The organism is Pseudomonas sp. AM4(2022) (assembly GCF_036346515.1).
Taxonomy (GTDB): domain Bacteria; phylum Pseudomonadota; class Gammaproteobacteria; order Pseudomonadales; family Pseudomonadaceae; genus Aquipseudomonas; species Aquipseudomonas paracarnis.
This window is the reverse complement of sequence record NZ_JAOTNW010000002.1, coordinates 324164-340264: the sequence shown is the minus strand read 5'-3', so window position 1 is coordinate 340264 and position 16101 is coordinate 324164. Positions and strand designations below refer to the sequence as shown.

At 60.8% G+C, this 16101-nt stretch carries 11 protein-coding genes; 6 read left to right on the top strand and 5 right to left on the bottom strand.

The features are described 5' to 3' along the window. The first annotated feature begins 38 nt into the window (after positions 1 to 38). Positions 39 to 1799 (top strand): cation:proton antiporter, encoded by a 1761-nt coding sequence (locus ODQ19_RS03850; protein ID WP_057975224.1) that lies wholly within the window; start codon positions 39 to 41, stop codon positions 1797 to 1799. A gap of 81 nt (positions 1800 to 1880) precedes the next feature. Here the strand turns inward: ODQ19_RS03850 and ODQ19_RS03845 are convergent, their stop codons facing one another. From ODQ19_RS03845 to uvrD, 3 genes are all read right to left on the bottom strand, one after another. Continuing rightward, complete coding sequence (locus ODQ19_RS03845; protein ID WP_014720555.1) at positions 1881 to 2288, bottom strand: SMI1/KNR4 family protein; 408 nt, start codon at positions 2286 to 2288, stop codon at positions 1881 to 1883. A gap of 135 nt (positions 2289 to 2423) precedes the next feature. Beyond that, positions 2424 to 3290: a Tim44 domain-containing protein gene (locus ODQ19_RS03840; protein WP_003195740.1), complete on the bottom strand. Its 867-nt coding sequence runs from the start codon at positions 3288 to 3290 to the stop codon at positions 2424 to 2426. 299 nt (positions 3291 to 3589) lie between these two features. Further along, positions 3590 to 5773, bottom strand: a complete 2184-nt coding sequence (uvrD, locus tag ODQ19_RS03835; RefSeq protein WP_330209377.1) for a DNA helicase II — start codon at positions 5771 to 5773, stop codon at positions 3590 to 3592. A gap of 278 nt (positions 5774 to 6051) precedes the next feature. Between uvrD and ODQ19_RS03830 the strand changes: the two genes are divergently transcribed. The 3 genes from ODQ19_RS03830 (at position 6052) to ODQ19_RS03820 (ending at position 10358) form a co-directional block, all read left to right on the top strand. Further along, positions 6052 to 8925, top strand: a complete 2874-nt coding sequence (locus ODQ19_RS03830) for an EAL domain-containing protein (RefSeq protein WP_330209376.1) — start codon at positions 6052 to 6054, stop codon at positions 8923 to 8925. A gap of 162 nt (positions 8926 to 9087) precedes the next feature. Beyond that, on the top strand, positions 9088 to 9954 hold the full coding sequence (hexR, locus tag ODQ19_RS03825) for a transcriptional regulator HexR (protein WP_003177007.1): 867 nt from the start codon (positions 9088 to 9090) through the stop codon (positions 9952 to 9954). Between the two features lie 206 nt (positions 9955 to 10160). Beyond that, positions 10161 to 10358: a PA3496 family putative envelope integrity protein gene (locus ODQ19_RS03820; RefSeq protein WP_020302818.1), complete on the top strand. Its 198-nt coding sequence runs from the start codon at positions 10161 to 10163 to the stop codon at positions 10356 to 10358. Here the strand turns inward: ODQ19_RS03820 and ODQ19_RS03815 are convergent. Continuing rightward, the gene (locus ODQ19_RS03815) at positions 10288 to 11262 is read right to left on the bottom strand and encodes a LysR family transcriptional regulator (RefSeq protein WP_330209375.1); all 975 of its coding nucleotides are present in this window, start codon (positions 11260 to 11262) and stop codon (positions 10288 to 10290) included. The two genes, ODQ19_RS03820 and ODQ19_RS03815, sit on opposite strands and share 71 nt — an antisense overlap. Positions 11263 to 11458: 196 nt before the next feature. On the opposite strand from ODQ19_RS03815, the gene ODQ19_RS03810 reads away from it, so the two are divergent. Then, positions 11459 to 12874 carry an acetyl-CoA carboxylase biotin carboxylase subunit gene (locus ODQ19_RS03810; RefSeq protein WP_003195732.1) on the top strand — a complete coding sequence of 472 codons (1416 nt, stop codon included), beginning with the start codon at positions 11459 to 11461 and terminating at the stop codon, positions 12872 to 12874. A gap of 11 nt (positions 12875 to 12885) precedes the next feature. Continuing rightward, the gene (oadA, locus tag ODQ19_RS03805; protein WP_330209374.1) at positions 12886 to 14694 is read left to right on the top strand and encodes a sodium-extruding oxaloacetate decarboxylase subunit alpha; all 1809 of its coding nucleotides are present in this window, start codon (positions 12886 to 12888) and stop codon (positions 14692 to 14694) included. 84 nt (positions 14695 to 14778) lie between these two features. Here oadA and ODQ19_RS03800 read toward each other — a convergent pair whose 3' ends face one another. Further along, a complete protein-coding gene (locus ODQ19_RS03800) occupies positions 14779 to 16080 on the bottom strand; it encodes an autotransporter outer membrane beta-barrel domain-containing protein (RefSeq protein WP_330209373.1) in 1302 nt (433 codons plus the stop codon). Positions 16081 to 16101: the final 21 nt, after the last annotated feature.

Sequence of the window (16101 nt, the reverse complement as noted above, 5' to 3'; positions counted from 1 at the left end):
AGTGGGAAAAGCGCCTGCACCTCAAGGAGCCCCTCGCCATGCACGCCATCAGCTTTATCCAGGACTTGGCCGTGATCATGCTGGTGGCAGGGGTGGTCACCATCCTGTTTCACCGCTTCAAGCAGCCGGTGGTGCTGGGCTACATCGTTGCCGGCTTCATTATCGGCCCCCACACCCCGCCGTTTGGCCTGATCCACGATGAAGACACGATCAAGACCCTGGCGGAGCTGGGGGTCATCTTCCTGATGTTCTGCCTGGGCCTGGAATTCAGCCTGCGCAAGCTATTCAAGGTAGGAGCGACGGCGTTTATCGCGGCGTTCCTGGAAATCGTGCTGATGATCTGGATCGGCTACGAGATCGGCCGCTGGTTCGATTGGAGCACCATGGACTCGCTGTTCCTCGGCGCGATCCTGGCAATCTCCTCGACCACCATTATCGTCAAGGCCCTCAACGACCTGAAGATGAAAGACCAGCGGTTCGCCCAGCTGATTTTCGGCGTGTTGATCGTCGAGGACATCCTGGGTATCGGCATCATTGCGTTGCTGTCGAGCATCGCCGTGAGTGGCACGGTCAGCTCTGGCGAAGTGTTCTCCACGGTCGGCAAGCTCTCGCTGTTCATGATCGTTGCCCTGGTGATTGGTATTTTGCTGGTGCCGCGCCTGCTGGCTTATGTGGCCAAGTTTGAAAGCAACGAGATGCTGCTGATCACCGTGTTGGGCCTGTGCTTCGGTTTCTGCTTGCTGGTGGTGAAGTTGGAATACAGCATGGTGCTCGGAGCCTTTCTGATTGGCGCGATCATGGCTGAATCCCGCCAGTTGATTAAGATCGAGCGCCTGATCGAGCCTGTTCGCGACATGTTCAGCGCAATTTTCTTCGTGGCGATTGGCTTGATGATCGACCCGCAGATCCTGCTGCAATACGCCTGGCCCATTGCGGTGATCACCGTGGCGGTGGTGCTGGGCAAGATGCTGTCTTGCGGGCTGGGCGCGTTTATCGCCGGTAACGATGGTCGCACCTCGCTGCGGGTTGGTATGGGACTGTCACAAATTGGCGAGTTTTCTTTCATCATCGCGGCGCTGGGGATGACCCTGCAGGTCACCAGCGACTTTCTGTATCCCGTGGCGGTGGCCGTTTCGGCGATCACCACGCTGCTGACGCCCTACCTGATTCGTGGCGCGGACCCACTTTCATTGAAGATCGCGGCGGTGATGCCCAAGCGTATGAGCCGAGTGTTCGGCATGTATGGGGAATGGTTGCGCAGCATTCAGCCCCAGGGCGAGGGGGCGATGTTGGCCGCGATGATCCGCAAGATCATCCTGCAAGTCGGGGTAAACCTGGCGTTGGTGATCGCGATCTTCTTTGCTGGTAGCTTTTTCGCGGAGCGCATCGGTGGGTATCTGGAAGGCTGGGTCAGCGATCAAAGTTGGCAGAAGGCGTTGATCTGGGGCGGGGCGCTGCTAGTGTCGTTGCCGTTCCTGATTGCGGCGTATCGCAAGCTCAAGGCGCTGTCGATGCTGCTGGCGGAGATGAGCGTGAAGCCAGAGATGGCCGGGCGTCATACCCAGCGTGTGCGAAGGGTGATTGCGGAGCTGATCCCCCTCTTGTCGCTGCTGGTGATCTTTCTGCTATTGGCAGCCTTGTCGGCCAGTATTCTGCCGACCAACAAGTTGCTTGTGTTGATTGCCGTGGTCACGGCGGCGGTGGCTGCAGTGCTCTGGCGCTGGTTTATCCGTGTGCATACGCGGATGCAGGTTGCGTTGCTGGAGACGCTGGATAACCACAAGGATACGGAGCACTGACTGGCGTTGACGGGGCTGCTTCGCAGCCCAGCGGGAGCAAGCTCCCTCGCCACAAAAGCCGGTTGCCAGAGGTTAGGGGACTCAGCTTTCCAGCCAGACGTCCCGTGCCCAGTGCCACACCGATTCCCAGGTTTCTTCGGTGACCAATTCTTCTTCGGCCGACCACAACACCACGGTGCCGTCTTCTTCGACGCAGTAGTAGTCGTCGCCGTCCTGGCAGATAGGGATCAGGCTGCGATCAACACCGGCATCCCAGGCGTTGGCCGCAACGTCCGGCAGGTAGGTGTGGGACTGCGGGTCGGTGACGGTCACGGGTTCCAGGCTGCCATAGACTACGTCGCTGACGGTCAGCAAAAATTCACGGAAGACAAAGGGGATGTCGATGAACAGTTGTTCCTCGATTTCCACCAGCAGGTCTTCGTCAGGTAGCTCCAAAGGAACCGGGACCGGTTCGTTGGCTTCACGCAGTTGTTCGATGATTTCTTCCACGGCCGGGATCCTCTTGCTAGATGGCGCGGTTTATAGGGGCGTTTTATACAGTAGCTCGCTATAAGTGCAACCGTGAAATAGAAAACCCCGGACATGTCCGGGGTTTTTGTTACCGCTCGCTCAAACGCGCAGTTATTAGCCGTTCTGGCGGATACCGGCGACCAGCCATGGCTGGTCGTCGCCCTGGGCGCGTTCCATGTTCCAGCTTTCGCTGAACACTTCGCCCTGGTCGAAACGCGAGGACTTCGACACACCGCTGAAGGTCAGGGTGGCGATGGTCTTGTCGGCACGATCATCCACGCCATCGAGCTGTACGCGCAGGTCGTCGATGTAGGTCGACTGGAAGGCGTCACCGATCTCGGCCCGTTCGCGCTTGAGGAACTCCAGTAGTTGCGGGGTCACGAACTCGGAGATCTTGTCCATTTCGTTGGCGTCCCAGTGCTGTTGCAGGGACTGGAAGTGGCTGCGGGCCGCTTCGACGAAACGCTCTTCGTTGAACCAGGCCGGTGCGTTGATCACCGGACGGGCGGCAGGAGCTGCCGAACCACCGAAGATCGAACCCATGGCAGGCTTCTGCTCGAACGCTTCACGCTGCATCGGCGCGCCGGCTGGAGCCAGGTGCTCCTGCTGCTTGCGGCGACGGGCGGCGATAAAGCGGAAGACCAAAAAGGCGATGACGCCCATGATCAGGATGTCGAAGATCTGCATGCCCTGGAAGCCGTCGCCCATGAACATGGACGCGAGCAGGCCACCGGCGGCGATGCCGGCCAGTGGGCCCAGCCAGCGCGAAGCACCGCCGGCCTTGGCAGCAGCGCCAGCAGCACCGGCTGCGCCTGCAGTAGCCGCAGCACCGCCCGCACCGGCGGATGGAGCCATCTGGCTGGTCTGGTGAGTCGGTGCCGCGCCCGAGCTTTTGCCGCCACCGAAGCGTTTGGCGTTGGCGTCGAGGCTCATCGTCAGGCCGATGCACAACGCCATGGCGATGCTAAGAAAACGTTTCATATAGGGAATTCCCATTTGTGGATTGCACGCGCGCCATGTTGCACAGGTGTCGTGGCAGTGGCTAGCGGCATAATGTTTCGGGCTTTTGCGTAAGACCAAATCCGAAGGGTCTGTAGGACTAATTACAGATATTGGCCCGCACTCGTGAAATACAAGGGCGCAGCCGTCCCTTCATGCTGAACCGCTCTCTGGAGGAGCGAGCTTGCTCGCGAAAAACGTCAACGATTACGCGGGCATTCTGGATGAACGCATTGTCTGGGCGTTATTCGCGAGCAAGCTCGCTCCTACAGGAATGGAGTTCACACCGCTTCGAGCTTGGCGTAACCCATCATCAGCCACTTGCTGCCCTCGGCGAAGTTCACCTGCACCCGGGCCTGGGCGCCGGCGCCTTCGAAGTTGAGGATCACGCCTTCGCCGAAGATCGCATGCTTGACCTGTTGGCCCAGGCTGAACGGGGTTTCCGGTATTTCGGAGCCGGCAAACATGCTGCTGGAGTTCTGTTGCTGGCCACCGCCAAACGGGCGGCTGACGCTGTTGGACAAGCGTACTTCCTGGATCAGCCCCTTCGGCATCTCACGTACGAAGCGCGACACCTTATTGTAGGTTTCGCTGCCGTACAGCCGTCGGGTCTCGGCGTAGGTCATCACCAGGTTCTGCATCGCCCGGGTAATGCCCACGTAGGCCAGGCGGCGTTCTTCTTCAAGACGGCCAGGTTCTTCCAGGCTCATCTTGTGAGGGAACAGGCCTTCTTCCATGCCCACCAGGAACACGTAAGGGAATTCCAGGCCCTTGGCGCTGTGCAAGGTCATCAGCTGGATGCTGTCTTCATGCTCATCGGCTTGGGTATCGCCGGCTTCCAGCGAGGCGTGGCCCAGGAAGGCGGCGAGTGGCGTCAGCTCTTCGTCGTCCTCGGTGTTTTCGAACGCACGAGCAGCGCTGACCAGTTCCTCAAGGTTTTCTACCCGGGCCTGGCCTTTCTCGCCCTTTTCCGCTTCGTGATAGGCGATCAGCCCGGACTGCTCGATGACGGTCTGGGTCATCAGGTGCAGCGGCATTTCCGCGCATTTTGCGGCCAGGTTCTCGATCAGCTCGACAAACACCCCTAACGCCCCGGCAGCACGGCCAGTCAGGCCTTTGTTGGCGATCAGCAAGCGCATGGCTTCCCACATCGACACATCGGCATGGCGCGCATGGTCGCGGATCGCTTCGACGGTTTTCTCGCCAATGCCACGCGCCGGGATATTGATCACCCGCTCCAGCGCTGCATCGTTACCACGGCCTTCAAGCAAACGCAGGTAGGCCATGGCGTTCTTGATTTCGGCGCGTTCGAAGAAGCGCTGGCCGCCATAGATGCGGTACGGGATGCGCTCGCGCAGCAAGGCCTCTTCCAGCACCCGCGATTGGGCGTTGGAACGGTACAGAATCGCGATATCGCTGCGGGCCAGGCCGGTTTTCAGTGCGCTTTCGATGGTTTCCACCACGTAGCGCGCTTCATCGTGCTCATTGAACGCCGCGTACAGGTTGATCGCTTCGCCTTCGCCGCCGTCGGTCCACAGCTCTTTGCCCAGGCGCCCGGTGTTGTTGGCGATCAAGGCGTTGGCAGCCTTGAGGATCCCTGCGGTGGAGCGGTAATTCTGCTCCAGGCGGATGGTCACCGCGTCCGGGAAGTCTTCGGAATACTGGTAGATGTTCTCGATTTTCGCGCCACGCCAGCCGTAGATCGATTGGTCGTCATCGCCCACCACCATCAGGCTGTCGCCGCCTTTGGCCAGCAGACGCAACCAGGCGTACTGCACGGCGTTGGTGTCCTGGAACTCGTCCACCAGGATGTGGCGGAAGCGTTTCTGGTAATGGGCCAGCAAACCGGGATTGTCGCGCCACAGGTCGAGGGCACGCAACAGCAGTTCGGAGAAGTCGATGACGCCAGCGCGCACGCAGGCCGCTTCATAGGCTTCATAAATGCTGCGCATGGTGGCCAGGAACAGGTCGCCGCTGGCCTGGATATGTTGCGGGCGCAGGCCCTCGTCTTTCTGGCCGTTGATAAACCACTGCGCCTGACGCGCCGGCCAGCGTTGTTCGTCCAGGCCCAGTTCGCGGATCACGCGCTTGACCAGGCGTTGCTGGTCGTCGCTGTCGAGAATCTGGAAGGTCTGGCTCAGCCCCGCTTCCTGCCAATGCGCCCGCAACAGGCGGTGCGCCAGGCCGTGGAAAGTGCCCACCCACATGCCGGCCGGGCTGATGCCCATCAACTGCTCGATGCGATGACGCATCTCGGCAGCCGCCTTATTGGTGAAGGTCACCGACAGGATGGAATGCGGGGACGCGTTTTCGACCTGGATCAACCAGGCGATACGGTGCACCAGCACTCGGGTTTTACCGGAGCCAGCACCGGCCAGGACCAACTGACGGCCAACGGGGGCCGCTACGGCCTGGCGTTGGGCATCGTTGAGGGAGTTCAGCAAAAGAGAGAGATCATCGCGCATCGACGCATTCTATGGGCCTTGGGGGGCCTGGGCAAATCCCAATGCCGGATGGTCGATGCAAAACGCCTGCAAGCTACCGACGCGGCGAACATTCTGGCGGGGGTGATGACCGGTTGGTCATCGGTCGCAACCCGTGCCGTGTCTTGCTCAAGCGGTCTGGGCCAAAGGTTTGCGGCCAATCGCAGCAGGTTTTTTATGACTTGTAGCAGTTTGGCCCAGGCGCTTGCTTGTGTATGCTCCGTCGACGTTTCGGGCTCACCATTATAAGAACACCGCCTATGACCCTTAGCACCGACCTGTTTGGCCCCTCGCCGGCCCCAGCACAGGTCATCTGTAAACACTATGCAACCGAAATCGCGGTTGAGCGCACGCGCCTGCTGTATCAAGGTTCGTTGCTGCCAACGCTGCTGATGCTGGTCAATGGCCTGGTCTGCGCCTGGTTGCTGTGGAACCCCAATCAATACCTGCTGGACAGCGTCTGGCTGCTCTGGCTGCTCGCCCTGGTGGCGATGCGCGTGATTCAAGTAGCGGCCTTTGACTCGGCCATGCCCAGCCGGCAGGCCCAGCCCGTGTGGCGCCGTATGTTCATGCTCGGCTCGGCGGTCAGTGGCCTGACCCTCTCGGTTGCGGCCATTGCCCTGGTGCCCACGGACAGTTTCATGCATCAGGCCTGGGTGTTTGGCCTGATTGGCGCCGCCACCCTGTCGGCCAGCGTGGCCTATGCCGTGAGCCTTTGGGCCTACCTGTCGTTTGCTTTGCCGTGCCTGGTACCGGTTATCGTCTACCTGTTCTGGAATGGCACCCCGCAGCAACAAGGCTGGGGTGTGCTCGGGCTGATCCTGCTGGCGTCCCTGAGCCTGGTGGCGTGGCAGGTCAACCGCCTGATCCAGCGCGGGCTGTTGCGCCGTTTCCAGAACCAGGCTCTGATCGAGCATTTACAGCAGGCGCAGCAACGCAGTGAGCAGTTGAACCAGGACCTGGTGCGCGAAGTCGAGCAGCGCCGCGAGGTGGAGCAGAACTTGCGTGAAGCCCAGGTCGGCTTGCAAGACCGTGTGGCGCAACGCAGCCAGCAATTGGATGCTGCCAGCCTCGCCTTGAGTAAAAGCGAAGCGCGCCTGGCCATGGCCCTGCAAGCCAGTGAGCTGGGCCTGTGGGACTGGAACCTGCAAACCGACGAGGTCCACCACACACAACTCAAAGAGTTGTTTGGCCTGGAGCCCGAGTACGTCACGGCGATGCTCAGCCACCTCAAACCGCGCCTGCACCCCGACGATCTGCCACTGCTCAAGCACGCGCTGGTAGAGCATCTCAAAGGCCGCAGCGAGGATTATCAGGTGGAATACCGGATACGTCATGGCGATGGGCATTGGGTGTGGATCGAAGACCGCGGGCGCGCTGTGGAGCGCACGCCCAGTGGTCGCGTTATCCGTATGCTGGGCACGCGCCGCGACATCAGCGCCGGCAAGGCGGTGGAGGAGCAGCAACGCCTGGCTTCGACGGTGTTCGAGGCGGCCAGCGAAGGCATTGTGATCCTCGACCCGAACTACGCGCTGATCGCCGTGAACCAGGCGTTCAGCCGCGTCACCGGCTTTGACATCGACGACATGCTTGGCCGCAACGTCGTGGAACTGCCCAGCAGTCGCGATGCGCGGCGCCACTTCCCGCTGATCCGCCAGGCGTTGCTCAGCCACGGTACTTGGCAGGGTGAATTGGTGGAGACGCGCAAGAACGGCGAACTCTACCCGCAATGGCTACAGCTGAACGTGGTGCGCGATGTGCGGGGAAACGTCAGCCATATCGTAGGCTTCTTCGCCGATCTGTCCGCGCGGCGCGAGTCGGAGGAGCGCATGCGCTACCTCACTCACTACGACGAGTTGACGGGCCTGGCCAACCGTTCGCTGTTTCGCGAACGGCTGCGCGAGGCTCACCAGCGCGTGCGCCAAGGCGGTCGCAGCCTTGCGCTGCTGCATATCAACCTCGACCGCTTCAAATTGCTCAATGACAGCCTGGGCCATGAAGTGGCCGACCAACTGCTGCAGAAAATGGCGCGGCGCTTGATCAACGCGCTGCCGGAGGCCGACACCATTGCGCGCCTGTCCGGTGATGAGTTCGCCGTGCTGTTTGACGCCTATGGCAACCTATCGAGCCTGGCGCGGGTGGCGACCCGGCTGCTGGCGAAACTGCGCGTGCCGGTGCACGTGGAGGGTCATGAACTGGTAGTCAGCGCCTCGATGGGCGTCAGCCTGTTGCCGGATAACGCGCGGGAAATTTCTGCACTGGTCAGCCAGGCAAATATGGCGATGCAGCACGCCAAGCATTTGGGCGGGAATAATTTCCAGTTCTTCACCGACAGCCTGCAAGCCAGCACCCTGGAGCGTTTGCAGCTGGAAAACCACCTGCGCAAAGCCATCGACGAGCGTCAGCTCACAGTGTTCTACCAACCCAAGCTGTGCCTGGCCACTGGCAAGCTGAAGGCTGCCGAGGCGTTGGTCCGCTGGGAGCATCCGCAGTGGGGCATGGTGCCGCCGAGCGATTTTATCGGTTTGGCGGAAGAAACCGGCTTGATCGTGCCGTTGGGCGAATTTGTGCTGCGCCAGGCCTGCTGGCAGGCCTGCGAATGGCAGCGCCAGGGGCTGGCGCCGATTCGCGTGTCGGTCAACCTCTCGGTGCATCAGTTGCGCCAGGGCAAGCTGGTCAGCCTGGTGCGCCAAGTACTGGAAGAAACCGCACTGGACCCGCAGTACCTGGAGCTGGAACTGACCGAAAGCCAGTTGCTCGACAGCGTTGAACACATCATCGCCACCTTCCAGCAATTGCGCGACCTGGGGGTGAAGCTGGCCATCGACGACTTTGGCACCGGTTACTCATCCCTCAGCTACCTCAAGCGTATCCCGGTGGACTACGTAAAGATCGACCAGGCCTTTATTCGCGGGCTTGGCCAAGGGCGCGAGGATGCGGCAATCACCCGTGCGATCATCGCCATGGCTCACGGGTTGGCGCTCAAGGTAGTGGCCGAAGGCGTGGAGGATCAGCAGCAGCTGGATTTCCTGCGCGGCGAGCAGTGTGACGAGGTACAGGGTTACCTGATCAGCCCGCCCATGCGGGCCGAAGGGCTGGCAGATTTGTTACGTAAAAATGCAGATTTTTCTTAACGCAGCGTAGGCCGCGTTTATGGCTACATAGCGCCTGCCCTCTGAATCAGGGGGGAGCAGGGCGATTTAGTGATGCATCACACGGGCAAAACGACAATTCTTGTAGTATAACTACAAGCTTGCTACATCCCTGGCGCCTGCCAATAACAAGAGTCCTGCCCTTTGAACCTGTTGCAACATATCGCCCAGTCGCGCCACCTGTTACGCAAATCGGAACTCAAAGTTGCCGATCATGTGCTGCTTGACCCTGCGGCCGTGATGCACAGTTCCATGGCCGACCTGGCCCACAGCGTGGGCATCAGTGAGCCGACCATCGTGCGCTTCTGCCGCGCCATTGGTTGCTCCGGGTTTCAGGATCTGAAACTCAAGCTGGCCCAAAGCCTGGCTGCTGGTGCGAGCTTCGGCCAGTTTGCAATCCATGAAGACGACTCTGTTGCCGACTACAGCCTGAAAATCTTCGACACCACCTTGCACACCCTGATGGAAGTGCGTGAGAAGCTCGATCCGGTGGAGCTGCAAAAGGCCGTGACCGCAATGTCCCAGGCCCAGCGCGTCGAGTTTTATGGCTTTGGCGCTTCCGGCGCGGTGGCGGCCGATGCCCAGCACAAATTCTTCCGCCTGCTGCTGACCGCCGCGGCCTACAGCGACCCGCACATGCAGGCAATGTCGGCGGTGACCTTGAAGCCCACTGACGTGGCCATCTGCATTTCCCAATCGGGTCGTTCCAAAGACCTGCTGATCACCGCCAACCTGGTGCGTGAGAGTGGCGCGTCGTTGATCACCCTGTGCCCGAGCCAGACGCCATTGGCGGAGCTGTCCACGGTGAACCTGGCGATCGACGTGCATGAAGACACCGAAATCTACACGCCGCTGACCTCGCGCATTGCCCACCTGGTGGTCATCGACGTGCTGGCGATGGGCGTGGCCATGGCCCGTGGCCCGAGCCTGGTCAACCACCTCAAGAGTGTGAAGCGCAGCTTGCGCAGCCTGCGGTTGTCGCCCAAGTCTGTCAAAGCCCTCGACGACTGAGGGCCTGTGGGAGCTGGCTTGCCTGCGATAGCGGTCTGCCAGTTACCCTCTTCATTGCCTGATACACCGCCATCGCAGGCAAGCCAGCTCCCACAGGGAATTTGCGCCAGTTTCGCAAGATTCATCATCCTGTAATCCCCGCGCCGCCAAACCGTCATCCCCCGCGCCCATCCTGTACTCCCCGTACTCGCATTGGGAGACTCCAAATGACCCGGCCCTACGAAGACAGCAACAGCACCGTCAAGACCCGTCGTCAGCAGGAAGACCAGCGCCGCATGGCGTTCCGTCGCGCCATCGAAGACCGTTGCGAGGAGCGCCAGTTGCTCCAGAGCATCAGTGACTACCCGGAACTCCATTGGCAGGCACCCGTGGCTGCCCAGCGAAACGCTCAGCCAACGCGCTGATCTGCACCCGTTCGCTGCGAATAAAGCCCAGGAACGCATGGGCCACCGGTGACAGGCGTTTAGCTTTGGCCTGCACCAGGCACCAACTGCGGTACAGCGGCAGTTCTTCCACCGGCAGCTCCTTGAGCCCGCCGGTGGCCAGCTCCAGGTTCAGGGCGTGGCGCGTCAGCAGGGCCACACCCAAACCTGCGACCACGCACTCTCGTTGCGCCTCGGCCGAGGCCACTTCCACAGTCTGTGTGAAGTGCACGCGTTTTTCCTTGAAGTACTCTTCACACGCCAGCCGCGTGCCGGAACCCGGTTCGCGGATAAGCAGCGTGTAAGGCTCCAGGTCTTGCAGGCGCAGCGGCCCTTGCAGGCTCAACGGATGATCCGGCAGCGCCACCGCGACAATCGGGTTGTTGAGAAACGGCAGGAACTCCAGACCCATGTCCTGGGGCACCATGGACATGATCACCAGGTCGTCGCGATTGTCCGAGAGCCTGCGGATCACCTGGGCACGGTTGACCACCGTGAGCTGCAATTGCACTTCCGGATGCTGGCGCTTGAAGGCGGCAAACAGGTGCGGCACGAAATATTTGGCGCTCGATTCCACCGCCAGTTTCAGCTGGCCCTGCAGCGAGCCCTGCATGTCCGATAGCTGCATGTCGAGGTTTTCCAGGCGCCCGAAGATATCGCGGCTGGCGCGCTGCAGGGCTTCGGCCGCCTCGGTCATGTAGAGTTTTTTGCCGACATAATCGAACAGCGGCTGGCCGATCAGCTCTTCCAGCTGACGAATCTGCAGGCTGACGGCGGGTTGCGTCAGGGACATTTCCTCGGCTGCGCGGCTGTAGGAGCGCAGATCGCAGACCTCATGAAAGATCTGCAATTGACGTAATGTCAGTCTCATCAGTGACTTACGCATTATTTATATCCCCTCGCCCCAGGCTACTCTGCCAACTATAAGTCTTTGCTTATGCATGACCCAATAATTATTGATTTTTGTTAATCCCTTGGCGGGCTTAGTGTGTGTCTCGCGACTGTCATGAAACATTTGGTCACGCGCCGACCCGCCTCAAGCGGGTCGAAGAACGCAGCAATCGGCTCAAGGGAATTTCCAAGTGATAAAAAAGATCCTGATCGCCAACCGTGGTGAAATTGCCGTACGAATCGTGCGTGCCTGCGCCGAGATGGGCATTCGCTCGGTCGCGGTTTATTCGGACGCCGACCGCCACGCGTTGCACGTCAAGCGTGCCGACGAAGCCCACAGCATCGGTGCCGAGCCACTGGCCGGTTACTTGAACCCGCGCAAGCTGGTGAACCTGGCGGTGGAAACCGGCTGCGATGCGCTGCACCCCGGCTACGGCTTCCTGTCGGAAAACGCCGAATTGGCAGATATCTGTGCCGAGCGCGGCATCAAGTTCATTGGCCCCTCGGCAGAAGTGATTCGCCGCATGGGCGACAAGACCGAAGCGCGCCGCAGCATGATCAAGGCCGGTGTGCCGGTTACGCCGGGCACCGAAGGCAACGTTGCCGACATCCATGAAGCCCTCACCGAAGGCGACCGTATCGGTTACCCGGTGATGCTCAAGGCCACCTCCGGTGGTGGCGGCCGTGGCATTCGTCGTTGCAACAGTCGCGAAGAACTCGAACAAGCCTTTCCCCGCGTGATTTCCGAAGCCACCAAGGCCTTCGGTTCGGCGGAAGTGTTCCTGGAAAAATGCATCGTCAATCCCAAGCACATCGAGGCGCAGATCCTCGGTGACAGCTTTGGCAACGTGGTGCACCTGTTCGAACGTGATTGCTCGATCCAGCGTCGCAACCAGAAGCTGATCGAAATTGCCCCCAGCCCACAGCTGACCCCCGAACAGCGCGCCTACATCGGCGACCTGTCGGTGCGCGCGGCCAAGGCTGTGGGTTACGAGAACGCCGGTACCGTGGAGTTCCTGCTCGCCGAGGGCGAGGTGTACTTCATGGAGATGAACACGCGGGTGCAGGTGGAACACACCATCACCGAAGAAATCACCGGCATCGATATCGTTCGCGAGCAAATCCGCATCGCCTCCGGCCTGCCGTTGTCGGTCAAGCAGGAAGACATCCAGCACCGTGGTTTCGCGTTGCAGTTTCGTATCAACGCTGAAGACCCGAAGAACAACTTCCTCCCAAGCTTCGGCAAGATCACCCGTTACTACGCCCCCGGCGGTCCCGGCGTGCGTACCGACACAGCGATCTACACCGGCTACACCATCCCGCCGTTTTACGACTCCATGTGCCTGAAACTGGTGGTGTGGGCGTTGACCTGGGAAGAAGCCATGGACCGCGGCCTGCGTGCCCTGGACGACATGCGCCTGCAAGGCGTGAAGACCACCGCCGCCTACTACCAGGAAATTCTGCGCAACCCGGAATTCCGTAGCGGCCAGTTCAATACAAGCTTTGTGGAAAGCCACCCTGAGCTGACCAACTACTCGATCAAGCGCAAACCCGAAGAGCTGGCCCTGGCCATCGCCGCCGCCATCGCCGCCCACGCAGGCCTGTGAGGAATATAACAATGAGCAAGAAGATCTTCGTAACCGACACCATCCTGCGCGACGCCCACCAATCGTTGCTGGCCACCCGCATGCGCACCGACGACATGCTGCCGATCTGCGACAAGCTCGACAAAGTCGGCTACTGGTCCCTGGAGGTCTGGGGCGGCGCGACCTTCGACGCCTGTGTGCGCTTCCTCAAGGAAGACCCGTGGGAGCGCCTGCGCCAACTGCGCGCCGCACTGCCTAACACACGTCTGCAAATGCTGCTGCGCGGCCAGAACCTGCTGGGCTACCGCCACTACAGCGACGACGTGGTCAAAGCCTTCGTGGCTAAGGCGGCGGTCAACGGTATCGACGTGTTCCGCATTTTCGATGCAATGAACGACGTGCGTAACCTGCGCGTGGCCATTGAAGCGGTCAAAGCCGCTGGCAAACATGCACAAGGCACCATCGCCTACACCACCAGCCCAGTGCATACCGTGGAAGCGTTCGTGGCCCAGGCCAAGCAATTGGAAGCCATGGGCTGCGACTCCATCGCGATCAAGGACATGGCTGGCCTGCTCACGCCCTACGCCACTGGCGAACTGGTCAAGGCACTCAAAGCCGAGCAGAACCTGCCGATCTTTATCCACTCCCACGACACCGCCGGCCTGGCCGCGATGTGCCAACTCAAGGCCATCGAAAACGGTGCCGACCATATCGACACCGCCATCTCCAGCTTTGCCTGGGGCACCAGCCATCCGGGCACCGAGTCGATGGTAGCGGCCCTTAAAGGCAGCGAGTTCGACACCGGCCTCGACCTGGAACTGCTGCAAGAGATCGGCCTGTACTTCTATGCCGTGCGCAAGAAGTATCACCAGTTCGAAAGCGAATTCACCGCCGTCGACACCCGTGTGCAAGTCAACCAGGTGCCGGGCGGGATGATCTCCAACCTGGCCAACCAGCTCAAAGAGCAGGGCGCTCTGAACCGCATGAGTGAAGTGCTGGCCGAGATCCCACGGGTCCGTGAAGACCTCGGCTTCCCGCCGCTGGTAACGCCGACGTCGCAGATCGTTGGCACCCAGGCGTTCTTCAACGTGCTGGCTGGCGAGCGCTACAAGACCATCACCAACGAAGTGAAGCTTTACCTGCAAGGCGGTTACGGCAAGGCACCAGGCACGGTGAACGAAAAACTGCGCCGCCAGGCCATCGGCAGCGAAGACGTGATCGACGTGCGCCCGGCGGATTTGCTCAAGCCGGAAATGACCAAGCTGCGCGGCGAAATCGGCGCATTGGCCAAGTCCGAAGAAGACGTGCTGACCTACGCCATGTTCCCGGACATCGGGCGCAAGTTCCTCGAAGAGCGCGACGCCGGCACCCTGGCCCCTGAAGTGCTGTTGCCGATCCCGGAAGCGGGCGGTGTGGCCCGTGCTGGCGGCGAAGGCGTACCGACCGAGTTCGTCATCGATGTGCACGGCGAAAGCTACCGCGTGGATATCACCGGTGTCGGTGTAAAGGCCGAAGGCAAGCGCCACTTCTACCTGTCCATCGACGGCATGCCGGAAGAAGTGGTGTTCGAACCGCTCAACGAGTTTGTCAGCAGCGGCGGCAGCAAGCGCAAGCATGCGACCGAACCGGGGCATGTCAGCACGGCGATGCCGGGCAATATCGTCGATGTGCTGGTCAAGGTCGGCGACGGGGTCAAGGCCGGCCAGGCCGTGCTGATTACCGAAGCCATGAAGATGGAAACCGAAGTGCAGGCAGCGATTGCCGGCAAGGTTACTGCTGTTCATGTGGCCAAGGGCGACCGGGTCAACCCTGGCGAAATCCTGATTGAGATCGAAGGCTGATCACAGCCTTCGAGACTGACGTTTAATCCTCGGGGGGGCAGGTGCCCCCCTTTTTTTCGCCTGCAATTTAAGTGTTTGGCAGGGTTAGAAGCTCATTTTCCACTGGCCGGTCAGACCTTGGTCGTGGCCATGGTTGCCGGCTTGGCTGGTGTAAGTCAGGCCGACGCTGTGTTGGTTGGACAAGGCAAGGTCCAGGCCCGCTTGCAGGTCGAGGCTATCGCGGTCCAGGGCGGCGCCGGTGATGGTGTAACCATCGATCAGGCCTGGCGCATAGCGCGAGGTTTGACGGACCTGGCTGTTGACGTCGCCATACAGGTGCTTCCAGCTCGTACTGAGGTGGGGTGTGAGGCTCATGTTGTTGTCGAAGCGATACAACGTTGCCAGGCGCACGCCGACGGTGCTGCTCAGGTTTCGCTGGGTTTGTGGGCCGACGTTCAATGCGGTTACGCCGCCGCTCTCTTTGAAGCGCTCGCGTTGATAGCGTTGGTAGCCCAGGCCGATGAAGGGTTCGACACTGGAGTCACCGCTGCCCAGTTGATAGCCCAGTTCGGAGAACAGTGTCTGGCTACTGGCGTTGTAATTACCCTTGAGCGAGTCGTTGTAATTGAGCAGGCTGACGCTGCGTTTGTTCTGCCCGGCATGGTTGCTGTAGATCGCCCCCAGGCGCAGGGCCAAGGGGCCGTCCTGGCGCACGGCGTAGCCGCCCAAGTGCCAACTGTCCAATTCGGCGGCATAGCGCGGGGCCTCGAAGCGGCTGGAGGTTTTGGCGCCTATGACACCCACCCGCCAGGCATGGTCGATCGCCCAGTCACCGCCCAATAGCAGGCCTTGGGTATCGTGTTTCAGGCCGGCGCTGCCGTGTTGTGCGTCAAGGCTGCCGCCGTTGCCCAGGCCTTGCACCCAGAAGTGGCCGCCGTCGTCATTAGGCCGTGTGCGCAGGGTGGCGAGCAATTGGCGGCTCAGGTGCTGCGTGCTGGCCTGGGTCGCGGTGGCCAGGTTGGCGTTTTGGCTTGCGGCCAGCTGCTCAAGGGCTGCGCCGATCCCCCCGGGCTGCTTGCTCAATTGCTCGAGTGATTTCTGCACTTGCTTGAGGTCTTCCGAGTCCAGTTCGCCGGAGGCCACCAGTTGAATCAATGCCGGTTCCAGTACTTTGGCAACCTGCAGGCCGTTGTGCGAAGTGGCCTGCTGGGTGAGGAATCCGTCGAAGGGCGGTGGAATGGGCGGCGCTTCGAACTGGGGTATAAACGCCTCGCTATAGTCGGCGGCGTCGTAGGGATGGTTCCCATAGGGCCTGTATTCGATATCGCCTCGCGCGTGGGCGGGCTGAAAACTTGCCGCCACTGCCAGGCCGATGACGATTGCGATTCTTTGAAGTGTAAAGGGCATGAATTCCCAACCTCTGATGAA